Origin of the sequence: Denitratisoma sp. DHT3 (genome assembly GCF_007833355.1) — a bacterium.
Classification (GTDB): Bacteria; Pseudomonadota; Gammaproteobacteria; order Burkholderiales; family Rhodocyclaceae; genus Denitratisoma.
The window spans coordinates 175,227-199,408 of sequence record NZ_CP020914.1 but is presented as its reverse complement, the minus strand read 5'-3'; the positions used below and the strand labels follow the sequence as shown (position 1 = coordinate 199,408).

At 66.5% G+C, this 24,182-nt stretch carries 20 protein-coding genes; 9 read left to right on the top strand and 11 right to left on the bottom strand.

Annotation, left to right across the window (positions count from 1 at the left end):
- Positions 1-35 precede the first annotated feature (35 nt).
- Positions 36-1,109, top strand: coding sequence for a histidinol-phosphate transaminase (gene hisC / locus B9N43_RS00945; protein WP_145840476.1), 1,074 nt, complete (start codon positions 36-38; stop codon positions 1,107-1,109).
- A gap of 6 nt (positions 1,110-1,115) precedes the next feature.
- Here the strand turns inward: hisC and B9N43_RS00940 are convergent, their stop codons facing one another.
- Positions 1,116-1,352 carry a hypothetical protein gene (locus B9N43_RS00940; RefSeq protein ID WP_145840475.1) on the bottom strand — a complete coding sequence of 79 codons (237 nt, stop codon included), beginning with the start codon at positions 1,350-1,352 and terminating at the stop codon, positions 1,116-1,118.
- Between the two features lie 213 nt (positions 1,353-1,565).
- On the opposite strand from B9N43_RS00940, the gene B9N43_RS00935 reads away from it, so the two are divergent.
- On the top strand, positions 1,566-1,862 hold the full coding sequence (locus B9N43_RS00935) for a DUF3579 domain-containing protein (protein ID WP_145840474.1): 297 nt from the start codon (positions 1,566-1,568) through the stop codon (positions 1,860-1,862).
- 192 nt (positions 1,863-2,054) lie between these two features.
- On the opposite strand, the gene rpsT is transcribed toward B9N43_RS00935, so the two are convergent.
- The gene (gene rpsT, locus B9N43_RS00930; RefSeq protein WP_145840473.1) at positions 2,055-2,315 is read right to left on the bottom strand and encodes a 30S ribosomal protein S20; all 261 of its coding nucleotides are present in this window, start codon (positions 2,313-2,315) and stop codon (positions 2,055-2,057) included.
- Between the two features lie 256 nt (positions 2,316-2,571).
- Between rpsT and murJ the strand changes: the two genes are divergently transcribed.
- From murJ to B9N43_RS00915, 3 genes are all read left to right on the top strand, one after another.
- Complete coding sequence (gene murJ, locus B9N43_RS00925; RefSeq protein ID WP_145840472.1) at positions 2,572-4,107, top strand: murein biosynthesis integral membrane protein MurJ; 1,536 nt, start codon at positions 2,572-2,574, stop codon at positions 4,105-4,107.
- A gap of 110 nt (positions 4,108-4,217) precedes the next feature.
- Positions 4,218-5,153: a cysteine synthase A gene (gene cysK, locus B9N43_RS00920; protein WP_145840471.1), complete on the top strand. Its 936-nt coding sequence runs from the start codon at positions 4,218-4,220 to the stop codon at positions 5,151-5,153.
- Positions 5,154-5,164: 11 nt separating this feature from the next.
- Positions 5,165-5,416, top strand: a complete 252-nt coding sequence (locus B9N43_RS00915; protein ID WP_145840470.1) for a hypothetical protein — start codon at positions 5,165-5,167, stop codon at positions 5,414-5,416.
- 14 nt (positions 5,417-5,430) lie between these two features.
- Here the strand turns inward: B9N43_RS00915 and B9N43_RS00910 are convergent, their stop codons facing one another.
- From B9N43_RS00910 to B9N43_RS00880, 7 genes are all read right to left on the bottom strand, one after another.
- The gene (locus tag B9N43_RS00910; RefSeq protein WP_145840469.1) at positions 5,431-6,573 is read right to left on the bottom strand and encodes a CaiB/BaiF CoA transferase family protein; all 1,143 of its coding nucleotides are present in this window, start codon (positions 6,571-6,573) and stop codon (positions 5,431-5,433) included.
- Between the two features lie 22 nt (positions 6,574-6,595).
- On the bottom strand, positions 6,596-8,143 hold the full coding sequence (locus tag B9N43_RS00905) for an AMP-binding protein (protein ID WP_145840468.1): 1,548 nt from the start codon (positions 8,141-8,143) through the stop codon (positions 6,596-6,598).
- 16 nt (positions 8,144-8,159) lie between these two features.
- On the bottom strand, positions 8,160-9,311 hold the full coding sequence (locus tag B9N43_RS00900) for an acyl-CoA dehydrogenase family protein (protein WP_145840467.1): 1,152 nt from the start codon (positions 9,309-9,311) through the stop codon (positions 8,160-8,162).
- A 96-nt stretch (positions 9,312-9,407) separates the two neighbouring features.
- A complete protein-coding gene (locus B9N43_RS00895) occupies positions 9,408-10,214 on the bottom strand; it encodes a crotonase/enoyl-CoA hydratase family protein (RefSeq protein ID WP_145840466.1) in 807 nt (268 codons plus the stop codon).
- 68 nt (positions 10,215-10,282) lie between these two features.
- The gene (locus tag B9N43_RS00890; protein ID WP_145840465.1) at positions 10,283-11,272 is read right to left on the bottom strand and encodes a hypothetical protein; all 990 of its coding nucleotides are present in this window, start codon (positions 11,270-11,272) and stop codon (positions 10,283-10,285) included.
- Positions 11,273-11,282: 10 nt separating this feature from the next.
- A complete protein-coding gene (locus B9N43_RS00885; RefSeq protein ID WP_145840464.1) occupies positions 11,283-12,566 on the bottom strand; it encodes a CaiB/BaiF CoA transferase family protein in 1,284 nt (427 codons plus the stop codon).
- A gap of 22 nt (positions 12,567-12,588) precedes the next feature.
- Positions 12,589-13,785 (bottom strand): CaiB/BaiF CoA transferase family protein, encoded by a 1,197-nt coding sequence (locus B9N43_RS00880; protein WP_186453909.1) that lies wholly within the window; start codon positions 13,783-13,785, stop codon positions 12,589-12,591.
- A 561-nt stretch (positions 13,786-14,346) separates the two neighbouring features.
- Between B9N43_RS00880 and B9N43_RS00875 the strand changes: the two genes are divergently transcribed.
- The 3 genes from B9N43_RS00875 (at position 14,347) to B9N43_RS00865 (ending at position 18,663) form a co-directional block, all read left to right on the top strand.
- A complete protein-coding gene (locus B9N43_RS00875; RefSeq protein WP_145840462.1) occupies positions 14,347-15,564 on the top strand; it encodes a DUF1214 domain-containing protein in 1,218 nt (405 codons plus the stop codon).
- 3 nt (positions 15,565-15,567) lie between these two features.
- The gene (locus tag B9N43_RS00870) at positions 15,568-16,851 is read left to right on the top strand and encodes a spinster family MFS transporter (RefSeq protein WP_145840461.1); all 1,284 of its coding nucleotides are present in this window, start codon (positions 15,568-15,570) and stop codon (positions 16,849-16,851) included.
- 63 nt (positions 16,852-16,914) lie between these two features.
- On the top strand, positions 16,915-18,663 hold the full coding sequence (locus B9N43_RS00865) for a SulP family inorganic anion transporter (protein WP_145840460.1): 1,749 nt from the start codon (positions 16,915-16,917) through the stop codon (positions 18,661-18,663).
- Positions 18,664-18,709: 46 nt separating this feature from the next.
- Here the strand turns inward: B9N43_RS00865 and B9N43_RS00860 are convergent, their stop codons facing one another.
- Both B9N43_RS00860 and B9N43_RS00855 read right to left on the bottom strand, forming a co-directional pair.
- The gene (locus B9N43_RS00860) at positions 18,710-19,300 is read right to left on the bottom strand and encodes a TetR/AcrR family transcriptional regulator (RefSeq protein ID WP_186453908.1); all 591 of its coding nucleotides are present in this window, start codon (positions 19,298-19,300) and stop codon (positions 18,710-18,712) included.
- A 205-nt stretch (positions 19,301-19,505) separates the two neighbouring features.
- Positions 19,506-22,454, bottom strand: coding sequence for a molybdopterin-dependent oxidoreductase (locus tag B9N43_RS00855; protein WP_145840458.1), 2,949 nt, complete (start codon positions 22,452-22,454; stop codon positions 19,506-19,508).
- A gap of 87 nt (positions 22,455-22,541) precedes the next feature.
- On the opposite strand from B9N43_RS00855, the gene B9N43_RS00850 reads away from it, so the two are divergent.
- Complete coding sequence (locus B9N43_RS00850) at positions 22,542-24,182, top strand: hypothetical protein (RefSeq protein WP_145840457.1); 1,641 nt, start codon at positions 22,542-22,544, stop codon at positions 24,180-24,182.

Genomic DNA, 24,182 nt, shown 5'->3' with positions numbered 1-24,182 from the left:
CCGCGCCGTTCCAACCATCCTCGCCATACCGCCCCATGAATCCCTATTGGAGCCCAACCGTCCATACGCTGATCCCCTATGTTCCGGGGGAACAGCCCAAGCTGCCCAACCTGGTCAAGCTCAACACCAACGAGAATCCCTACGGCCCCTCGCCCAAGGCCCTGCAAGCGATGGCGGCGGAGGTCGGCGACAATCTGCGCCTCTACCCCGATCCGGACTCCAGCGCGCTGAAACAGGCCATCGCACGCCATCACGGCGTGGCGGCGGAGCAGGTGTTCGTCGGCAACGGCTCGGACGAGGTGCTGGCCCACGTATTCCTCGGGCTGCTCAAGCATGGCCGCCCGGTGCTGTTCCCCGACATCACCTACAGCTTCTACCCGGTCTATTGCGGACTGTATGAAATCGACTACCGCGCCGTCCCGCTCGCCGCCGACTTCACCATTCGGGTCGATGATTACCTGGGTAGGGAGAACGGCGGCATCATCTTCCCTAATCCAAACGCACCCACCGGCTGCCTGCTGCCCCTGACGGAAATCGAACGCCTCGCGGCGGGCAACCGGGGCTCCATGGTGGTGATCGACGAGGCCTACATCGATTTCGGCGGCACCCCCATTCCCTCGGCCGTCGCGCTGGTGGAGCGCCACCCCAATCTGCTGGTGGTGCAGACCCTGTCCAAGTCCCGCTCGCTGGCCGGCCTGAGGGTCGGCTTTGCGATCGGCCAGCGGGCACTGATCGAGGGGCTGGAGCGGGTCAAGAACAGCTTCAACTCCTATCCCCTGGACCGCCTGGCCTGCGTCGGCGCGACAGCCGCGATGGATGACGTGGAGCATTTCGAGCGTACCCGCCGGGCCGTCATGACCAGCCGGGAAAGCCTGGCGCAGGATCTCGGCGGGCTGGGATTCGTGGTGCTCCCCTCGGCCGCCAACTTCCTTTTCGCCCGCCATCCCGATCGGGATGCCGCGCAACTGGCCCAAACCCTGCGCGAACGCGGCATCATCGTGCGCCACTTCCGCCAGCCGCGGATCGATCAATACCTGCGCATCACGGTGGGCACCGACGCCCAGTGCGCCGCGCTGACCACCGCCTTGCGGGAAATCCTGGGGAAATAGCGGCGATCAGCGGGAGATCGCATCTTCGCGGCACAACGCCGCCGCCACGACGGATATGCCTTTCCTGTCGCCCTGCGTCCCGCGCTGGCAGGCGCAATCGAGAATTTCGCAATCCCGATACATCTGGCGCAGCTTGCTGCGCGCCTCCGACTCGTCGCGCCCGTAAATCATCAAATTGTCGACCACCAGCCCGACACGGGTTCGGATCCGGAATCCGTACTTGGCAACCAATGGGGGAAGCATTCACAAACCCCTTTAGCATCATATAGATGCGGGGAGTATATGGAGATATTTCTAGGATGACAACCAGGCAGGCGCTTTTTGCTGGATAATCCGCGCCTCACGCAGCAAGGAACACGTCAGCAAGATGCGCTATCTTTTCCCCGGAAAAGAGGACGTGCCAAAGGCAGGCAACAGGCACGGCCTCCTTGATGGTAGCGCTGTGAGCAAAGCCCCATGACGACGAACAAATCCCGCCACGAAAGCTTCATCATCGTCGGAGTGACCCTGGAGGGTCGCCGCTTCCGTCCCAGCGACTGGGCCGAGCGCTTGTGCGGCACCATGTCGGTATTCGGCGCGGAACGGCGGATGGCGTATTCACCCTATGTCCAACCGGGCAGCCACGAAGGGGAGAAATGCGTATTCGTGAATATCCGCATCCACGACATCGAATCCAAGGCCTACCACTTTCTGGAGCGATTCGCCCAGGACAACAACCTCAAAGTCATCGCCCCCTGGATGCCGCCGCGCTGAACGGCGCGCCCATCGTGGCGGCGAGTAGTAGCAGTGGTAGCGATGGGTGGCGACCCGCCGCATCAAGCCACGATGGCGCCACGACGAGACAAAGCACAACGCCCGAGCCGATGCCCGGGCGTTGTGCTGAAACCATCATCTGCCGGGCGACGCTACATGCCGTAGCGTGCCGCCCACATCAATCCGGCGCTGTCAGAGCGCCTTGATCGCGGCGGAGAGGCGGCTCTTGTAGCGGGCCGTCGAGTTCTTGTGAACGACCTTCTTGTCGGCGATGGAGTCGATGACGCTCTGGGACTCCTTGAAGACCGCCTGGGCGGCCGCCTTGTCGCCAGCGACGATCGCCTTGCGCACCTTCTTGATCGCGGTACGCAGAGTCGAACGCAGGCTCATGTTATGGGCGCGCTGCTTGACGGCTTGGCGGGCGCGCTTGCGGGCTTGTGCGGAATTTGCCATGTGGGTGATCCGTATTCCGGGTTTGGAAAAGGGCGCGATTATATGGACTTCCCCCCCCCTTTGCAAGGGCGCATTCTCCCCTGACGCTCATGGAAACCAATTGTCCGTCCCGGCGCATGGAATACGCGAAGAGCAAGAAAAAAACCCTCCCCCTCCCGGCCTCCCCCTCGCCGGGGGAGGTGACGGCATTGGATCGCTGCGCTCGAAGTCACCACACACTCCGTTTTTGCGTTCTTTCACACTAACATGTCGTCCCATGAATCTCCTGAAGACGCTCGCCACCGTCAGCGGCATGACGCTGCTGTCCCGCATCCTCGGCTTCCTGCGCGATTTCATCATCGCCCGCGCCTTCGGCGCCGGATTGGCCACCGACGCATTCTTCGTCGCCTTTCGGCTGCCCAACCTGCTGCGCCGGCTGTTCGCGGAAGGCGCCTTCTCCCAGGCCTTCGTTCCGATCCTGGCGGAATACAAGAATCGCCAGGGCGAGGCGGAAACCAAGCGCCTGGTGGACCATGTCGCCACCGCCCTGTTCCTCGCCGTGCTGGCGGTGACGATCCTGGGCATGATCGCCGCGCCGGCGGTGATCTACCTCACCGCGCCGGGATTCTCCGCCGATGCCGACAAGTTCGAACTGACCGTCACCCTCACCCGCATCACCTTCCCCTACATCCTGTGCATGTCGCTGGTGGCCCTGGCCGCGGGCATCCTCAACACCTGGAGCCGCTTCGCCCTGCCCGCCTTCACGCCGGTGATGCTCAATCTCGCGATGATCGGCGGCGCTCTCTGGCTGGCACCCTACTGCGCGCCGCCGGTGCTGGCCCTGGGCTGGGCGGTGTTCCTCGGCGGGCTGGCGCAGCTGGCGATCCAGTTGCCAGCGCTTTCCCGGATCGGCATGCTGCCCCGCTTCTCGCTCTCGCTGTCCGACCCCGGCGTGCGCCGCATCCTGAAACTGATGGCGCCCGCCGTGCTGGGGGTGTCGGTGTCCCAGCTCTCCTTGCTGATCAACACCGTGTTCGCTTCCTTCCTGGAGAGCGGCAGCGTCTCCTGGCTGTACTACGCCGACCGGCTGATGGAATTCCCGGCCGGCCTGCTCGGCGCGGCGCTGGGTACGATCCTGCTGCCCAGCCTGTCCAGGACCCACGCCACCGGTGACACCCAGGAATTCTCGGCCCTGCTCGACTGGGGGCTGCGCCTGACCCTGCTGCTGACCCTGCCGGCGGCCCTGGCGCTGGCCTTGCTGGCCGTCCCGCTGTTGTCCACGCTGTTTCAGCACGGCGCCTTCAGCGCCACCGACGTGCTGCAAACCCGGCAGGCCCTGGTGGCCTACAGCGTGGGGCTCGCCGGGCTGATCCTGGTCAAGGTGCTGGCCCCCGGTTTTTACGCGCGCCAGGACATCCGGACCCCGGTGAAGATCGCGCTCCTGACGCTGGCCTTGACCCAGTTGATGAACCTGGCCTTCGTCGGCTGGCTCAAGCATGCCGGTCTGGCCCTGTCCATCGGCCTCGCCTCCTGCTGCAACGCCTTCCTGCTCTACCGGGGTCTACGCAAGCAAGACAGCTACCGGCCGGCGGCCGGCTGGCCGTCCTTTCTCTGGAAGCTGGCACTGGCGCTGGCGGTATTGGGGATTACACTGTACTGGGGCACGGGCAGGGAGAGCGCGTGGCTGGATGGCGCCTGGCAGGACAAGGTTCTGCGCCTGGGCGCGCTGGTCGCCGGCGGCGCCGCCGCCTACCTCGGCACGCTGTTCCTGCTGGGCTTCCGCCTGGCCCAGTTTTCCCGGCGCACCCGCTGAGCCGGAATGCGAGCCCCCCCGCAACCGCCGGCCGATGCAAGCCGAACGGCGCCAGTCATCCTGAATCGAGGATAATCAGCGTCCCCCAACACTCACCGGGAGCACACAAGATGAAAATCGCCAACGATGTCACCCAACTGATCGGCAATACGCCACTGGTCCGTATCAACCGGCTGACCGAGGGATTGTCCGCCACCGTCGTGGCCAAGCTGGAGTATTACAACCCCGGCCACAGCGTCAAGGACCGGATTGCCATCTCCATGTTGGATACCGCCGAAGCGGCGGGCACCATCAACCCGGCGACCACGGTGCTGGTGGAACCGACCAGCGGCAACACGGGCATCGGCCTGGCCATGGTGGCGGCCGCCCGCGGCTACAAGCTGGTGCTGACCATGCCCGAAAGCATGAGCCGGGAACGGCGTCTGCTGCTCAAGGCCTATGGTGCCGACCTGATCCTGACCCCCGCCGCGGACGGCATGAGCGGCGCCATCGCCAAGGCCAAGGAGCTGGTGGCCGCCAACCAAAACTATTTCATGCCGCAGCAGTTCGAGAACCCGGCCAACCCCGAGGTCCATCGCAAGACCACCGCCGAGGAAATCTGGAACGACACCGACGGCAAGGTCGATATCGTCGTTTCCGGCATCGGCACCGGCGGCACCATCACCGGCGTGGGCGAAGTGCTCAAGGCGCGCAAACCGGACGTCAGGATGGTGGCGGTGGAACCCGACGCCAGCCCGATATTGTCCGGCGGCCCAAAGGGCCCGCACCTGATCCAGGGCCTCGGCGCCGGCTTCGTGCCCGCGGTGCTCAACACCAAGATCTATGACGAAGTCGTACGCGTGACCAACGACGACGCCCTCGACACCGCCCGCGCCATGGCGACCCGGGAAGGCCTGCTGGTCGGCATTTCCTCCGGCGCCGCCGTCTGGGCCGCCCTGCAGGTGGCCCGGCGTCCGGAGAGCGCGGGCAAACTGATCGTGGCCATCATTCCGTCCTACGGCGAGCGCTACCTTTCGACCAAGCTCTTCGAGCACCTGGGCGCCTGACCCGACGCTTCATGGAGCCCGACGTCGATTCGACCTGCAGTGGCCGTCCCGTCTGGCGCAAGCCGGACGGGACTCCGGTGTCATGCACGGAAAAAATCAAGGTGCTCAACCAGAACCTGGACGAGTTGCGCCAGGTGGCGCAGGACGCCCTCGACGACGCGATCCTCATGGGATGCAGCGAGGTCCAGATCAAGACCGCCTTCATCGCGCTGCTGGAAAACCTGCGCAGCGCCTTCGCCGAAGGCTCCGCATCCCAGGACTGATTGGCTCGCTGCGCTCAGGTTTGCACGATCACCCGGCCCGCCAGTAGCCCCGAAATACGTTCGGCATCGATGCCCCAGTCCGTCAGGGCCTCGCGGGTATGCTCCCCGGGGCGAGCCGGCGGGCGCTGGATGGCGCCGTCGGTGCGGCTGAAGCGGGGCGACGGACGGGGCTGGACGACGCTGGCCACCTCGACGAACACGCCCCGCGCCGCATTGTGGGGATGGTGCGGGGCTTCGCTCAGGGACAGCACCGGGGCGAAACAGGCATCGGTGCCTTCGAAAATCTCGCACCATTCCTGCCGGGTGCGGGTCTTGAACAGGGCGGCGAAGCGTTCCTTGAATTCCGGCCAGCGGGCCATGTCCATCTCGGGGAAGTCCGCCTCCGCCAGCCCCAGCCGCTCCAGCAGTTGCCGATAGAACGCGGGCTCGAAGCTGCCGATGGCAATGTATTCGCCATCGGCGGTCTCGTAGGTGTTGTAGAAATGGGCGCCGGAATCGATCATGTTCTCGCCCCGGGGCCGCTGGTAGCCGGCATGCAGCAAGCCGTGCTGGAGCGTGCTGAGGGTGGCGGCCCCATCCACCATGGCCGCATCCACCACCTGGCCGCGGCCGGAGCGCTGGCATTCCAGCAGGGCGCAGACCAGGCCGAACGCCAGATTCATGCCGCCGCCCGCCAGATCCCCCAGCAGATTCGAAGGCGGCAGCGGAGGCTCTCCGCTGCGCCCGACCAGGCTCAGCGCGCCGGACAGGGCGATGTAGTTGATATCGTGGCCCGCCGCCTGGGCCAGGGGGCCGTCCTGGCCCCAGCCGGTGAGGCGGCCGTACACCAGCCGGGGATTGCGTGCGAGGCACACCTCCGGCCCCAGCCCCAGGCGCTCCATGACGCCGGGCCGGTTGCCCTCGAACAGCGCGTCGGCCCGGCTCACCAGCTCCAGCACCAGGGCGGCCCCCTCGGCCGTCTTGAGGTCGATGCAGACGCAGCGCCGGCCCCGGCTGAAGACATCGGTCGCCACGTCGGCCATCCGCGTCGTGGGATTGCCCCCGGGGCGCTCGACGCGCAGCACCTCGGCCCCCATGTCCGCCAGCATCATGGCGGTGAAGGGGGCGGCCCCCATGCCGGCGATTTCGATGATCTTGAATCCCTGGAGCGGTCCCATCGGTCGTTCTCTCCGATTGCGGTCAATGAGTGTCGCGGTAGCGATCCCGCAACTGGGTGCGCAGCAGCTTGCCCGCGTCGTTGCGCGGCAGCGTCTCGACGAAGTCGAGAGACCGGGGGGTGCGCAGGCGGCCCAGGCGTGCGCGGCAGTGGGCCAGCAGTTCCTGGCGCAATGCGTCGTCGGCCACCTGCCCCGGCGCCGGGATCACCAGCGCATGCACCACCTCGCCCCATTCGGCGTCGGGCACACCGAAGGCCGCGGCGTCCAACACCGCCGGATGGGCCAGCAGCGCATGGTCGATCTCGGCCGGGTAGATGTTGCTGCCGCCGGAGATGATCAGCTCGGCGCTGCGGCCGGTGACGAAGAGATAGCCGTCCTCGTCCAGATAGCCCAGGTCGCCCACGGTGACGAACTCACCCTGGTGGCTGGCGGCGGTTTTTTCCGGGTCGTTGAAATACTCGAAGACCCCAGCCGGCTTGGCGTAGATCGTGCCCACCTGCCCCGCCGGCAGCGGCGCCAGGTCGCCGTCGAGAATCTTCACCGCGCCGGGCTGGGGCCGGCCCGCCGAGCCGGGTTTCCTCAGCCATTCCTCCGAGGCGATGGACATGGAAAAGCCTTCCGTGGCGCCATAGACCTCGGTCAGGATGGGGCCCAGCCACTGGATCATGGCGCGCTTGTCCTCGATCGGCGTCGGCGCCCCGCCGTGGAGGATCAGACGCAGGGAGCCGAGATCGTATCGGCGCCGCGTGGCCTCGGGCAGGGCCAGCAGACGATGGAACATGGTGGGCACGACAAACGCCTGGCTGATGCGGTGGCGTTCGATCAGGCGCAGGCATTCCTCGCTGTCCCAGCGCGGGATCAGCACCGTGGTCACGCCGCAGCTCAGGGCCACGACGGCGCACATGATCATCGAACCGCCGTGGTAGAGCGGGCCGGTGGCCATCACGGCATCGCCGCGCTCGGGCTGGTAGTCGTAGAGCATTGCGAAGTAGCGGATGAAGGGGCCGAACTCGGTGGCCTCGGCCAACTGGCGCACGCCCTTGGGCCGGCCCGTGGTACCGGAGGTATAGAACATCATGCCGCCCAGCTCGGGGGCCTCCAGGGCCGCGTCGGACTGGGCCGCCAGGGCTTCGCCGTAATCCGCGAAGCCCTCGATCGGATCGCCCACGGACAGACAAAGGGCCAGCCGCTGGCCGTTCTCCCGCGCGGCGTGGCGGGCGGCGGCGGCGAAGCGCCCTTCCGCGATGAAGGCCCGGGCGCCGCAATTGTCCACCACATAGCTCACGTCTTCGGGGGAGAGGTGCCAGTTCACCGGCGAGAGCACGACCCCGCACTGGAGCGCAGCGGTGGCGACCTCGGCGAACTCCGGCCGGTTGGAGCACAGTAGCACCACGTGGTCGCCCTTGCCCAGGCCATGGGCCCGGAACACCCGCGCCATCTGGTTGGCACGGCGGTCCAGTTCCCGGAAGCTGAGGGTCGGATGCCCCTCGCAGATCACGGCCGCCCGCTCGGGATAGCGGGCGGCCATGTGGGCCACCCCCAGATCGCTGCCCAAAATCCCGGTTGTCATGGTGTGGCCCCGGGGATCAGGACAACAAACCCATTTCCCGCGCCACCACGTAACGCTGGATTTCCGTGGTGCCCTCGCCGATGGTGGCGGCGCGGATGTCCCGGTAGTAGCGGGACACCGGGCAGGCATCCATGAAGCCCATGCCGCCGAAGATCTGCACGGCCTTGTCGGTGCAGTCCTTGGCCATCTCGGTGACGAACCACTTGCACATCGAGGCCTCCTTGGCGAAGGACTTGCCCTGCATCGCCATATGAGCGGCCTTGTCCCGCATCAGGCGCCCCAGTTCGACGTTCAGGGCCATGTCGGTGATCATGCCCTGGACGTACTGATAACGGGCGATCGGCTTGCCGAAGGCGACCCGCTGCTTGGCCCAGTCGGTGGCGAGCGTCAGGCATTCCTCGGCCAGCCCCAGGCAGGTGGAGGAAATCAGGACGCGGGCGGTGAAGAACCCGGTCTTGGTGCGCTGCATGCCCTGCCCTTCCAGGCCGATGCGGTGGTTGAGGGGCACGCGCACATTGTCGAAGAACAGTTCCCGGGTGTCGCTGGAATGGAGACCCATCTTGCGCAGCGGCTCGCTGATGCGGTAGCCCGGCGTGCCGGTGGGGATGAAGATGTGCTCGAACTTGTAGTTCTCCGGGTCGGTCAGGCAGACCGCCAACACGCCCTTGCAGGTCTCCAGGCCGGCGCCGGTGATGAAGGTCTTGGAGCCGTTGATCACCCACTCGTCGCCCTCGCGCACGGCACGGGTGCGGATGCGGCCGTTGTCGGTGCCCGCGTCGGGCTCGGTGATGCCCATGGCGGTGTTGGCTTCGCCGCGCAGCACGGGCCGGACGATGGTGTCCATCCAGAGGGCCTTCTGCTCCGGCGTGCCCACGGTGGCCACCGGGTGGGCGAAGGACAGGGAGGCCATGAGGGACCAGGCCAGGGCCAGATCGACCCGGCCGATCTCCTCCAGCACCAGGCAGAAACTCAAAAGGTCGGTATCGGTGCCGCCCACCTCCTCGGGCATCAGCATGCCCAGGAAACCCAGATCGCCCATGCGCTTGAGCAAGCGGGTGTCGTAGCGGGCGGCGGCATCCCGTTCGGCGACGCCCGGCGCCACTTCCTTGCGGGCGAAATCGCGGGCGGTCTTGCGGATGGCTTCCTGTTCGGCGGTGTATTCAAACATCGCGTTCTCCTCGTTTCATGCGGTGTGTGGGGGGGAGGGGTGAGGGGCCGCCCAGGGTGTCATGGGCGGTCCGGGGAGGGGTGGGAGGGGGGGCGATCAGCGGCCCTTGTACTGGGGCACGCGCTTTTCCACGAAGGCGCGGGGGCCCTCGGCGGCATCCTCGCTGTGGGCGACTTCCATGCCGATCCTGTATTCGATGGGCAGGGCCTCCGCCTCGGTCAGGCCGTCGGTCTCCTGCACCGCGCGCTTGATGCCGCGCACCGCCAGGGGACCGTTGGCGGCGACGCGCTCGGCGATCTCGCGGGCCTTGGCCAGCGCCGTGCCGGTGGGCACCAGGCGCCCGATCAGACCCATCTGCAGGGCCTCCTCGGCGGGATAGTGGTCGCCCGTGAGCAGCATCTCCATGGCCTTGGTGTAGGGGATCTGACGGCGCAGGCGCACCGTGGAGCCGGCCAGGGGAAAAACGCTCCAGCGCACCTCGGAGATGCCGAACTTCGCACCCTCGCCGGCAACACGGATGTCGGTCGATTCCAGGATCTCCACCCCGCCGGCGATGCAAGAACCTTCCACGGCGGCGATCACCGCCTTGTTGCAGCGGTAGTTCCGCAGCAGGCCCTTCCACATGATGTCCGGATCGGCGCGGAAGCGCTCCTCGAATTCGTCCTGGGGCGGCTCGCCGGCCCGCCAGCGCACAGTGTGGGCCAGATCGGCGCCGGCGCAGAAGGTGCCGCCCGCGCCGGTGAGGATGACGGCGCGGACGTCGTCGTCGTCATTGATCATTTCCCAGGCGTCGGCCAAGCGGATGAAGGCTTCCGGGTTCAGGCAGTTCTTGAAGCGGGGGCGGTTGAGCGTCAGGGTGACGATGTGGCCCTCGCGTTCGACCAGCAAAGCGGGTTCGCTCATTTCAACTCCTTGATTGGCGGGGTGGTGGCCGAAACCCGTGGATTCCGGGTTTCGGCCGGTATCAGGTTTCAGCAGTCCAGGGCGGGCAGCCCGTAGCGGCGGTAGCCGGGGCGACTGGCAATGTCGTAGATGCCCACGGCGGTCTCACCGGCCACGGCGAACTCGCCGACGAGTTCGATGGAGGAGGCGCCGGTTTCGGCGTAGGCGCGTTCGACCGGCACCGCGTCGGACCAGCGGGGCGGCATGGCCCCCACGTGGTGGGTCGCCAACTGGCGGCAGGAGAGCGGCAGCGTGCCGCCATCGGCCAGATGGAGGACGACGTCGACCCGGGTCGGGTGGCGGTTCCCGGCCGGCAAGTCCCATTGGTGGTCGAGCCGCACGATGGCCGTCCTGCTGCCGTCGCCGCGGATCAGGGCGCCGTCGCAGTAGAGGATTTCACCCTCCGGCGTCTCGAACTGCCAGGCGACGATGGCGCCCTCGGCCAGGGGCAGGGAGATCCAGTTGTAGAACGGCAGCTTCTGCGCATTGATGACGCCCCAGCGCCGCGCACGCAGGCCGGAGAAACCCGAGAAGGTCTGGTCGCCGACGCTCAGTGTGCCGTGGAAGCGGCCGATCTGATTGAAATAGGACTGGTCGAACACCACCTCGCCACCCGCTTCCAGGCGGATCGGCCGGAAATGGACGGGGGCGAAGCGGGCTTCGAATTCCAGCTCGCCCTGGATGCCGTTGGCCTCGTCCCGCAGCGACAGGCGCCAGCGCTGCATGGGCTCGATCACCTGGAAGCGCAGGGGGCCGACGCCCATTTCGTCGCGCCAGTTGGCGTCGATCGGCCCGGTCTGGAAATTGACGCAATGCGTCCCCGCCACCTCGACCATCAGCCAGGCGGCGGCAAAACCGCTGTTGGGGAACACGTCCAGCCCGCCGATGGCGGAGCAGCGGCCATCGGGCGTGTGCAGATTGAAATACAGGGCCTCCTGCCAGAACGGATCCCGGGAATCCAGTTCGTCCAGGGGGCGGTTGTTCTGGTGGGCGAAATGATCGTCGAGTCGGCTCAGCATGGGGGCACCCTCAGGTCGCGGCATCGAGGTGGGTGACCGTGTCGTCCTCGAACAGCGCGCCGGCCTGGTGCAGCCGGTCCAGTTCGGCGTCGTCGAGGCCGGCCAGTTCCCGCAGCACGCGGCGGTTGTGCTCGCCGATGAAGGGCGCCCGCCCGATCCGCGTCGGCGTCTCGGAATAGAGCGGCGCCGTGGCGATGGTGGGCACCTCGCCGGCGTAGGGATAGGGAATCGGCTGGATCATTTCCGGCGGCGTCTGGGGATGGCTGGCCGCCTCCCAGGGATCGAGCACGATGCCCACCAGCAGCCGCTCGGCGGCCAGGGCCTGGTAGGCGGCTTCCGCCGTCTCGAAGCTCATCAGGTACGCTTCGATGATGTCGTGCACCTCGTGCTTGTGCTGGAGGCGCGCTTCCAGGGAAGTGAATTTCGGATGGCTCAGCATGTCCTCGCGGCCCATCATCTTCGCCAGCTTTTCCCAGGCCCACTGCCCGGTCATCATGATGACCAGGTATTTCCCCTCCGGTCCCTTGAAGGTGCCCCAGGGGCAGGCCAGATGATGGAAGCGGCCGCTGCGCGGCACCTTGTGCTCCCCCTTGGAGGCCACGCAGTAGGGCGCGGCGGCGCCGTCCATGCTCAAGAGGGTGTGCATCATGGAAATATTCACATGCTGGCCGGTGCCGCTGCGGAAGCGCTCCAGCAGCGCCCCCAGGATGGCCATGGCCGCCGTCGTGGCGGACGCCGTGTCGGCGATGCCGTTGCCGGCGAAATGCGGGTAGCCGCCCTCCTCGCCCATCAGGGAGAGCATGCCGCTCATGGCCTGGGCGATGCCGTCCGCCGCCGGGGCGTCCGCCAGGGGACCGGCGGGGCCGAAACCGCTGATCGAGCACATGACGATGTCCGGCCGGATCCGTTTCAGATCCTCATAGCCCAGGCCGAGGCCGGGCATCACATGGGACGTGAAGTTCTCCAGCACCACGTCGATCTTGGGGATCATGCGCTTGATCAGGTCGATGCTCTCGGGACGCTTCAGATCCAGGGACAGGCTCTCCTTGCCGGCATTGCAATGCATGAAGATGGGGCTGATGGAGGGCGGCATGCTCCAGTGCTCGCCGCCCATGGGGCCCAGGAGGCGGATGTAGTCGCCCGTATGGGGGGCCTCCACCTTGATCACCCGGGCGCCCATGTCGGCCAGGATGCGGCCGCAATAGCCGCCGGCCACCACCCGGCCGAAGTCCAGCACCGTGATGCCGCGCAGGATGCCTTGCCCTGCCTGCCCTTCCTGGTTTGTCTCCGCCATGACGATCTCCTCTTCGGGCGGCTCAGCGCACGAAACCCTGGGCCTGCAGATCGGCGACCTCGCCTTCGCTGTAGCCCAGTTCCTGCAGCACCATGCCGGTGTGTTCCCCGGGATAGTTCATCCAGTGGCGGGCTTCCAGGGGCTGGCCGTCCAGCTTGAACATGGAGCCCACCATGGGCACCTTGCCATGGAGCGGGTTCTCCAGCTCCACGACCATGCTCCGCGCCCGCATCTGAGGATCGTTGGCGGCCTGGGCCGGCGAGTTCACCGGCGTCACGCAGGCATCCACGGGCTCGAACAGGGCCACCCATTCGGCCTGGGTGCGGGTCTTGAAGAGCGCGGTCAGTTCGGCCCGCACGTAGTCGCGCCGCTCCACCGACCACTGGATGTCGACCAGGTCCTCCCGCCCGACGGCCTCGCACAGGTTCTTGAAGAAATAGGGCTCCCAGGCGCCGAGGGAAAGATAGGCGCCATCCCGGGTTTCATAGACATCGTTGAAGGGCCAGAAGCCGGAGAAGTACATCTCGCCCCGCTGCATCTCCACGCCCGACCCCAGGTAGGGGCCGATGGCGGTGCCGTTGGCCTCGAACACCGCATCGGTCAACGACACATCGCAATAGGCGCCCTGGCCGGTCTTCTCCCGGCGCAGCAGGGCCGCCAGGATGTGGGTCACGGCCGACATGGACCCCGCGGCGAAATCGGCCACCAGGCCGCCGGTCACCACGGGCGGCCCGCCGGCCTTGCCGTTCATGCCGATGAAGCCGGCGATGGATTCGAAATTCACGTCGTGGCCCGGTTTGTCGCGGTAGGGCCCGGTCTGGCCATAACCGGTGATGGCCGCATAGACCAGGCCGGGATTGATCTGCCTCAAAGCCTCGTAGCCGACGCCGAGGCGATCCGCCACGCCGGGACGGAAGCCTTCCGTGATCACGTCGGTCTTCTCGATCAGGCGATGAAAGACCTCCAGGCCCTCCTTGCTCTTCAGATCCAGCATGATGCTGCGGGCATTGCGGATGCCGAAGCGGTAGTGGCTCATCTGAATCCCGTTGTGTTCGGCGATCAGGGAACCGGTGCTGCGCCCGCCGCGCCGGCCGGAGGATGCCTTGGGCACCTCCATCACCTTGATCACGTCGAATCCGAGATCCCCCAGGACCTGCGCCGTGAAGGGGCCACCGCCCATCCAGCACATGTCCACCATTCGATAGCCCTTGAGAAACATCCCGACTCCCTTCCTGGACCGGTCATCACATCGGCGTGTCCGACGAACGCGAGGGAATGCTAGGAGGCGATCCAGGCGGCAGACAAACAAAGCCGAACAGCGCACCGGAAAAACGGGCGGGCCAATGGCCGTTGCACGCCGTACCCGGTCGAGTGGCCATCCTCCGCGATCCGGGGCACTGATTGCGCTGTCGTTCGTTCCGGCGTCCATTCCCATCGAAACCAGGGCTCCTGAAATGGGTACGGAAAAACCGAACAAAATTCCTTTCCCGCCCGAGGAAATTCAGGGATCGGCATGACCGGCACATGGCGCCCCACGCATATCGATGCTTCACCGCGATCGACATGATCGCCGTTCGGCTTTTGCGCTTCCTCTCGCGGGGCCCCGATTCGCCTCGCCTTGTCCCGGCGTTTCTGGCGTTGGCCCCCATGCCTCACCCATCGCAAAGCGGTTTCCATCGGCTGTTCGGATTTGCTTGGGTGTATCCGGCGCGACTCCTAGCATCGGTCCGCATGCGTTCCGCTTGGCGCGCATCCGACAGACTGGAAAGAAAGGCACCCCATGAGCCAAAAAGACTTCACCCCGGAAAGCCGCAAGGCTTTTCTTGAAATGCTCGACGTCCTGAAGGAATCCGTCGAACTCACCAGCAACAGCGCCCTGGACGAAAACGATTCCGCCGAAGGCTATCGTTTCATGACCCACTTCATCCGCACGGCCCTGGAGCAGTTCTTCGAGAACGATCCGGAGCGGCCCCGTTTCGTGCCCATGATCACGCCGAAAATGGCCCAGCCCTGGGCGGCCTATTCGGCGCCGATGGAAATCTGGTCGCCCAATCCCTACACCATCTACGACTGGGCGCCCCTGGCTCCGGGCCGCTCCTACCGCATCACCGGCAAGCGCGGCAGCGTGCGCTACCTGGGCATCTGCCTCTATTCCGGCACCGGCTGGAACGGCCTGATGCCGCCCCGCATCGGCGACTGGGTGAACATGACCAATCTGGTCTGCGAGGAAGACGGCTCCTTCGAAATCATCATCGGCACCCGGCGCCCGGTGGGTGCGAAGAATTTCCTCGAGGCCGACCCCGATCTCCACTCGGTGCTGATCCGCCAATTCTTCGTCGACGCCAAGAACGAAGAACCGGCCCGCTACATGATCGACGTCATCGACCACCCCGGCCCGGCCCCGCGCCTGGACGACGCCGCCGTGGCCCACCGGCTGCGTTCCGTCGTCGCCTTCCTCAAGGAGACCGGCATCGACTTCATGAAGCAATACGGCGGCCGCCCCAGCCCCATCATTCCCCACGTGCCCAACCAGTTCGACCTGGCGGGTCTGGACGTCAAGCGCAGCGACGCCGGCCGCGCCGTGCGCGGCGGCACCGGCTTCATGTACATCAACCCCGACCACTGGTATCTCTTCTGCAATTTCGACCTGAAGCCGGGCGAGGCCCTGCTGATCGACCTGAAACCGCCCAAGTGTCTCTGGTGGGGCCTTTACGGCACCAACCGCTACATGCAGACCTACGAGTACGCCGACGGCGGCCGCAACCTGGTGGACATCGGCAACGCGGTGATCGACGACGACGGCATCGCCCGCATCGTCGTCTCGGCCGAGGACCCGGGCATTGCCAACTGGATCTGCACCCAGGGCCATCTCACGGGCACCCTCTGCATCCGCTGGACCATCACCGGCATCGACCCCAGCGACGAGAGCGCCGTGCCCAAACCCGCCACCCGGGTCGTGCCCTTCGCCGAAGCGGGCAAGCGCCTGACCGGGAAATAAGCCGTGTCCGCCACCCTGCCCAGGCCCGCCAAGGCGGGCGGCTACGCCTGGTACGTGCTGACCGTGCTGATGCTGATCTACATGATCAGCTTCATGGACCGCTACGTGCTGGTGGGCATGGTGGAATTCGTCCGCGCGGACCTCAACGGCTCCGACACCCTGATGGGCTTTCTCATCGGCCCGGCCTTCGGCCTGCTCTACATCTGCGCCGGGATTCCCATCGCCTGGCTGGCGGACCGCAGGAGCCGGGTGGCGATCCTCGCGCTGGGCTGCACGCTATGGTCGCTGTTCACCGTGCTGTCGGGCCTCGCCCGCACCCCCGCGGAACTGGCCGTCGCCCGGCTGATGGTGGGGCTGGGCGAAGCGTGCGCCCTGGCCCCCTCCTACTCGCTGCTCTCGGATTATTTCGCCCCGGGACAGCGGGCGCGGGCCGTCTCGATCTACAACCTGGGCATCCCCCTGGGCCAGGTGGTCGGCCTCGCCCTGGGCGGCGTGCTGGCCCAGCACTACGGCTGGCGCAATACCTTCATCGCCGTCGGTCTGCCCGGATTCCTGCTGGCGCTGACGCTGTATCTCAGCGTCCGGGAAGCCCCTCGGGGCGGTCTGGACGGTCGCGCCGACGATCGGCCGATGATGCCGCCACCCTTCCTCCAGGCGATGAAGCACCTGGTCCGGCTGCCGGCCTTTCCCGCACTCTGCGCCGCCGCCGCCCTTTCCGGCTTCGGCGGCATGGGCTTCGGCTACTGGGCGCCGACGATGTTCGTGCGCAGCTTCCAACTGACGCCGGCGGAAGTGGGCCCCATGTTCGGCCTGATCTTCGGCGTCACCTCGGTCGTCGGCGCGCTGGCCGCCGGCTGGCTGGCGGACCGCCTGAGTGCCCGCAACCGTGCCTGGCCCTTGAAGCTGGCCGCGTTTTCCGTCTGCGGCACCACGGTGCTGCTGTGGGCCGTGTGCTTCAGCCCCTCCGTCAGTCTGGCCTATGGACTGCTGGCCCTTTGCGGATTGCTGGGCGGCGGCTGGCTGGCGCCGGTCCAGGCCACGGTCCAGGACATGCTGCCGGCGGAACTGCGCGCCACCGGCACGGCGGTGCTGAATTTCTGCATCATCCTCTTCGGCGTCACCACCAGCCCCCAGATCGTCGGCCTCCTGAGCGACTGGCTGGCCCCGACCCACGGCCCCCATGCCCTGCGCCAGGCCCTGGCGATCGCCCTGGGCAGCGGCATCCTCGGCACCCTGCTGATGCTGCTGGCCGCCCGGCGCTACCGGCCCGCCGCGACAGAACGCTGAAGTCGCCGATTGCGGCGGCGACTGTCTTTACAATCGGGACATGTCTCACATGCCGCCGTGTCCATGGTCCCCCTGCCCGTCGCCCTGAAAAACGCCCTGCCTTTCCTGCGCTGGTGGCCCCGGGTGAATCGCCGCACGCTGCGGGACGACCTGCTGGCCGGCCTGGTCGGTGGGTTGATCGTGATTCCGCAGGGCATCGCCTTCGCCACCCTGGCCGGACTGCCGCCCCAGTACGGTTTGTACTCCGCCATGGTGCCGACGGTGGTGGCGGCGCTGTTCGGTTCCTCCTGGCATTTGGTTTCCGGCCCCACCAACGCCATTTCCATCGCCGTCTTCGCCGCCCTCGCGCAATTCGCGGAACCGGGCACCGCCCAGTATCTGCAATACGCCTTGAGCCTGACCCTCCTGGTGGGCTTGATCCAGCTGAGTCTCGGGCTGGCACGCCTGGGCGGGCTGGTGAATTTCATTTCCCACACGGTGGTGACCGGCTTCACGGCAGGGGCCGGCATCCTGATCGCCGCCAGCCAGATATCCAACGTCACGGGTCTCGACCATGGCGGACGGCGGTCCTTCCCCGCCCTGGCGCAGCAGACCTGGGCGCAGCTGGGCGAGATCAACCTCTGGGTGGTCTCGGTCGCCTTGTTCACCCTGATGGCGAGCATCGTCTCCCGTCGCTTCCTGCCCCGAGCGCCGTATCTGCTCGTCGCCATGGTGGCCGGCAGCCTCTATGCCGCCCTGCTCGCGCACCTGATCGGCCCCGAGGCCGCGCGCATCGCCACGGTGGGCACCCTGCCCGCGGGGCTGCCTCCCGCGTCCCTGCCGGACTTCTCGCCGTCGGTGCTACTGGCCTTGCCGGGCTCGGCCCTGGTCGTGGCGATCCTGGCCATCACCCAGGCCGTCTCGGTCGCCCGCGCCATCGGCAACCGCTCGGGCCAGCAGATCGACGTCAACCAGGAATTCATCGGCCAGGGTTTGGCCAACGTCACCGGCGCCTTCTTCTCCGCCTTCGTCTCGCCCGGCTCCTTCAACCGCAGCGGACTGAACTACGAGGCCGGCGCCAAGACGCCCCTGGCGGCCGTATTCTCGGCCCTGGCGCTGGTCGTGCTGCTCACCGTGATCGCGCCCCTGGCCGCCTTCCTGCCCTATGCGGTGATGGCGGGCGTGCTGTTCCTGGTGGCCTGGGGCCTGATCGACATTCCCGGCATCCGTCAGATCTGGCGCGCCAGCCGGCTCGAATTCGCCATCTTCTGCGTGACCTTCCTGGGCACCCTGATCCACATGGAAGCCGGTTTGCTGCTGGGGGTGCTGCTGTCCCTGCTGGCCTTCATCGTGCATCGATCCCGGCCGGAGATCATTCCGGTGCTGCCGGTGCGGGAGGGCGAATCCGTCCATTTCGTCCGCGCCGAAGGCCGCGACGAATGCCCGCAGCTCCAGATCCTGCGGGTCAATGGCTCGGCCTGGTTCGGCGCCGCCCATTTCCTGCAGCAGGCGCTCCGCGCCGTCGATGCCGGGCAGCCGGAACGGAAGTCGGTGCTCATCGCCGCCCAGAGCCTCAACACCATCGACGTGGCCGGCGCCGAAATCCTTTGCCAGGAAGCCCGCCGGCGGCGCGAGTTGGGCGGGCGGCTCTATTTCTACGGATTGAACCGGGCCAATTACGAATTCCTGAAAACCGGCGGCTACCTGGCGGAGATCGGCGAGGACGCCTGCTTCCGGTTGCGCGACGACATCACCCAGGCGATCCCACCGAAGCTGGACGCGGCCGTCTGCGGCCGATGCAGCCGCCGCGTCTTCAAGGGGTGCGGCGGCTGACTGGAAAGGCTCGACTCCCTCGGGGGGGGGGCGATTCAGCGCTTCCCTAACGCTTATTGAGGCCGGCCTGCATGCCCTCGAACAGCAGCCGCCCCGCCAGCTTCAGATCCTCTTCCGCTTGCTTCACCGACATCGCGCCGGAAGACACCGACAGCAGGCTGGAGTGCAGCAGGTGGCCAAAAATACGCCCCAGGCGTTGCGCCTGGCCCTTGGGCCATACGCGCAATTCGGCTTCCAGCAGATGCCATACCGGACTGCTGTCATCCTGGCGCAGGAAAACCCGATGCCCCTGTTCCCCCATCGCCACCGTCAGCACGGCGTTCAACAACAGGGGCTCGCGCAGCAGATAGGTCATGGCCACCGTCAGCCGGCGGGCAATCCGAGCGGCGGGGTCCCGGGTGCGCAGCCGCAGGCGTTCCAGTTCGCCCAGCACCTCGGCTTCCAGGTCGGCGGCGATTTCCGCCAGCAGACGATCCTTGTTGCCGAAGTAGTGGTAGACCGTCACCCGGGCGACAGCGGCGCGATCGGCCACTTCCTTCATGGTCAGGCCATCGTAGCCGACCCGGCTGGTGATTTCCCGCGCGACAGCCAACAGGCGCACTTCAGTGGGATTGCGGGAAGGAAATTCGGCAGGCATGGACGTCATTCACGGCGGAAATGGAGGAAGATTCTAACAACGGGAATGCCGCCGGCAGCATGACATCCCCAACCACGATTGCACCGGAATGACCGCGTTCCTCATACAGTTGGCGCCGTCGACGCATGGCGGCATGTCCGTCCATGGTCAGCCACGTCGCCGAAAATCCGCGAGGATCGGATAACCATGGAACGGCCCGGCCGCCTTACGCCTTGACGACCGGCTTCGCCCCCGTCGGCTGGCCGGTCCAGGGGCGGATGCCGACCCGCGTGTCCTGCACCGCCGTGCCCGCCTGGTACTTGCTGATGCCATGTTGGAGCTGCGAAGTGCCGCCGGCCATGTGCAGGGGATTGATGAGGCCGGGGATCAGCCATTTGAAGGACTGGTGGTTGGGGAACTGGTGGGGCTCCCAGGCGTGGTAGTAATAGGCGACGCCGGGGCGCACCATGGTGGAGAACTTGATCCGCATCCGCACCGAGCCGTAGTCGTTGTGGATCTCGGCGTAGTCGTAATCCTTGACGCCGATCCGGTGGGCATCCGCCGGATTGATCCAGACCTGTGGCTCCCCGCGCTGGAAGCGCAGCATCATCGGCGTGTCGCGCCAGGTGGAGTGGATCGACCAGCGGGCATGGCAGCTGACGAACTGGAAAGGATAGTTGCCACCGGCCTTGGGGCTGGGCTTGTGGGTGGGAAGCTGCTCCCCCAGCTCGAGGAACCACGGATGGTCGATGAAGCTCGTCAGCCGGCCGCTGAAGGTGGGCCAGGGCTCCTTGTACTCGGTGAAGGCGATCAGGGTGTTCAGCACGCCCTTGCCCTTCCAGTCCGGGTTGTAGGTGTATGCCGGCGACACATTGCCACCGGTGGCCACGAAGCGGGCGGCACCCACCGTCTTCAGCTGTTCCAGGCTCATGCCCTTGGTCGCCGAGCTCTGCTCGATGATGTCGCTCAGCACGCGCTCGGCGTCCTTGGGGCCGAGCGCGCCCTCGCAGCTGTAGCGCTGGTGCAGGGTCTTCCAGTCGGTGGGCCGATGGCAGCTGTTGAAGACCGGCAGGTCGCGCGCCTTGGCGATGCGCTCGATCTCCCGCGAGAGCAGCCAGTAGATCTCGAACTCGTCCTTCGACTCCGCCAGGGGCGGGATCGCCTGGTCGCAGTAATGGAGGTAGGGCGCATAGGCCATGGTGTATTTGATGCCCACCTTCTCGTACCAGCCGGCCGCCGGCAGGATGTAGTCGGCCTCGGTGCCGGTGAAGGAGAACTTGGGATTGATGTCCACGATCAATTCCATGTCGGCCCACATGTTCGCCTTCAGATACTGGGGCAGGTTGTTGCGCCGGAGCAGGTTGGAGCCGCCGGAGAAGAAGATCTTCGGGCTGCCGCTGCGCGGGAAGTCCGGCTCCCAGCCATTGCGCGTCGACTCCTCATGGTAGGCGGCCAGAGGACGGGGCAGCAGATGATCCTGCTCCTTGGCCAGCGCCTCCTTGATGCCCTGGTAGCGGTAGTCGACGGCCGTCACCGTGGTGTTGCAGATCACCTCGGACTCGAAGCGCCGCTCGCCTTCGCGCATGACCTGATTCTCGGTCTTGCGCTTCATGGTCATGTCCACCGCCACGTCGAAGAGATCCTTCGGCGTCATCAGGTTGAGGATCATGCCGATCCGGCCGCGGATGCCGTCCTTCTCCACCTGCATCGCATTGCCGAAGCCTTCCAGATCGATGAAACCCGTGCTCTGCAGCCCCGCGCCCTTGCGGCCGATGGCGCCCTTCAGCATCAGGCAGAGGATCTTGGTGCGGTTCATCAGATCCGAATGCAGGTAGCGGTTGGAGCCCCAGGAAGACAGCACCATGGGCCGCTTGGCCTTGACCCAGCCGTCGGCGAAGGCACGGATCTGCTCCACGCTCAAGGTGGTGACTTCCGCCGTGCGCTCGAAGGTCCAGGGATCGAGGCTCTCCTTCAGCAGAGAGCCCACCGTCGCCAGCAGCACCTCCTGGCCATCCTTCAGCTTGATCTTCCAGCTGCCCTCGATGGGCGGTTCGAAGTCCAGGCGGATGCTGATGCCGCCGGCGCCCTCGCAGCCCGGCGCGGGCACGGGTGCCTGCTTCTGCGGATGCCAGAGGTATACCAGGTTGTCCTTGCCGCCTTCCTTGAGGTCCGCTTCCCGCAGCATGCGCCCGGTATCCATCCGCACCAGGATCGGCAGGTCGGTCTGCTCCCGCACGTAGGCGTGGTCGATGGCATCCTGCTCGAAGAGGTGGCGGGCCACCGCCAGCCCCAGGGCGGCATCGCTGCCCGGCGTCAGCGGCAGCCACTGGTCGGCATGGATCGCCGTGGCGGAATAGATAGGGTCGATCACCACCAGCTCGGTGCCGTTGTAGCGCGCCTCGTAGAGGAAATGGGCATCCGGGATCTGGGTCACCGACGGGTTCATCATCCAGACCACCAGGAAGTCGGAGAGGAACCACTCGTCCGATGAGCCGCCGACGTGGGCCATGCCCATGGACATCAACGCGCCCAGATTGAGGTCGCCGATCTCGGCCCACATGTCGGCGAACAAGCCGCCGGCCATCAGCTGGAACTTGAAGCGCCCCGCCGTCGTCGGACCGTTGTCGTAGTTGGGTCCCAGATCCTGGTAGATCGTCTCGGGCCCCCATTTCACCGCGGCATCGACGCACTTCTCGGCGATCTCCGCCATGGCCTGGTCCCAACTGATCCGCTCCCACTTGCCGGAGCCTCGAGGACCGACCCGCTTCAAGGGAACCGAGGTGCGGGAAGGCCCGTACATCACCTCGGTGTAGCAGGCCCCCTTCTGACAGCCCCGCGGATTGAAGTCCGGCACTCCCGGCTCGGACTGGTCGTAGGTGGCCGTCTGTTCCTCCCGCACCACCACGCCGTCCTTGACGTAAAGATCCCAGGCGCAGGCCGAGCGGCAGTTGGACCAGCCGTGGGAGCCCTTGGCGATCTTGTCCCAGGTCCAGCGCTGGCGATACAAGTCCTCCCAGCTGTTGAGCTTGGGCGTCGCCCTGGGCCCGAGCTTGGCGCTGGCGCCGGCCTTCAGCCGATAGTGGTAGAACGGGATGCCGGCGGCGGCGGCCGCACCAGCGGCGGCGGCCAGCAGCAGAAACCGGCGTCGGGATTGATTCTGGGGTACAGGGTTCATGATGAATCACCTAACACGTGCAAGCGTTCATCCTAACACGTGTACGGTATGCTGCACCCACCGACTGGCCACCTTCAGGGAGATGTCATGAACCGCAACCCCACCCTTCAACGCCTCTGCCTCATGCTGGCCGCTTGCAGCGCATTCGGCGCCGCGGCCCGCGACATTCCGGCCACTCAGACCACTCCGGCCAACCCGGCCCTGGCCGAGGGAGTTTGTGCGCTGACCCACTGCGACGGCTACCAGACCGGGGCTCTGCCGGTACGCGGCCCGCAAGGCGGTTCGCGCCTCCTGTCCGACCGGGAGATCGATCTGTTGTGGGAAAGCCCGATCTCCGCCGGCGCCTTCGACCGGCGCTATCCCGACGGTACCCAGGTGCTCTGGTTGAGCAAGGTCGATCGCGTCGAGAAGCTGACCCTCAAGAACAACACCCTGACCCTGCTCCGGGAACTGCGCCTGCCCACGGACAAGTTTCCCTACTACAGCGGCGAGGACATGCAGCGCATCGTCGCCGAACTGGATCGGCACACACCCGACAGCGTCGAATTCAAGCGCCTGGCCGCTCCCTGGAAGGGCTACGAGACGGAAGCCATACGTGCCTTCTACGGCGCCTTGAGCCGTGACGGCACGCTCTACACGGGCGGACGCGACCGCGTCCTGGCCTATGGCGACCAGATTCCCGGCCAGGCCGACTCCCCCATCGTTGCCAAGGGCGAGCTGGTGTTCGACCCGGCCCGGATGAACAAGGCCATGCCCGTTCCCCTGCCCATCATCATCGGCTTCAATGCGCTCCACGACGGCCACCTGGCCATCGTCAGCATGGATGGCACCCTGATCGTGGTCTCTCCCGACCTGAAACAGGCCCACTACTACCGGATCGGCGATGAAGTCATCTGGAACGGCCTGTCGGTGGACGAAAAGGGCGGCATCTATTTCGCCGGCAGCAAGAAGCTCCACAAGGTGGTCTGGAAGGACGGCAGAATCAGCGACCGGCCGGAGGATGGCGCCTGGACCGAAGCCTATGAAATCGGCCCCCGCGACAAGACCCATCGCGGCAGCCGCGGCACCGGCACCACGCCGGTGCTGATGGGTGGCCCCAAGGATCGCGACCGCTTCGTCATCATCACCGATGCCGCCGACGTGAATAACGCCGTGCTCTACTGGCGCGACGAGATTCCGGCGGACTGGAAGCAGCTTCCCGGCACCAGCAGCCGTCGCGTCGCGGGCAAGCTGCCCGTGGATTTCGGCGACCCGAAGCGGGTGGAGTCCTATTCCGAGAATGCCGCCGCCGTCCTCGGCTACGGCGCCGTGCTCGGCGACAACCGGCCCCGCACCGGCGAATCCCTGACCCTGGACGTGGTGCTGCGTCTCACCGATCCGGCGCTGACGCCGCTCGGGCTGCAGAAATTCCGCTGGGATCCGAAACAGCGCCGCTTCCTGCGAGACTGGGTGCGGGCCGACGTTTCCAGCCCAAGCTCAACACCGGCCATCAGCGCCCGGGACGGCGGCCTCCATCTGGGCACGATCGCCGACGGCCAGTGGGCCTGGCTCAGCCTCGATTGGGCCACGGGCAAGACGCTGGGGCTTTACCGCCTCGGCCCCAGCCAGCGCTACAACCCCGCCTACATTGCCGTGCAATTGCTGCCCAACGGCGACCCGCTCTATGCCGGCTTCGGTGGCACCGTGCATCTGCGGATCGGCAACGCCGGACCGGGCCGACGACCGTAA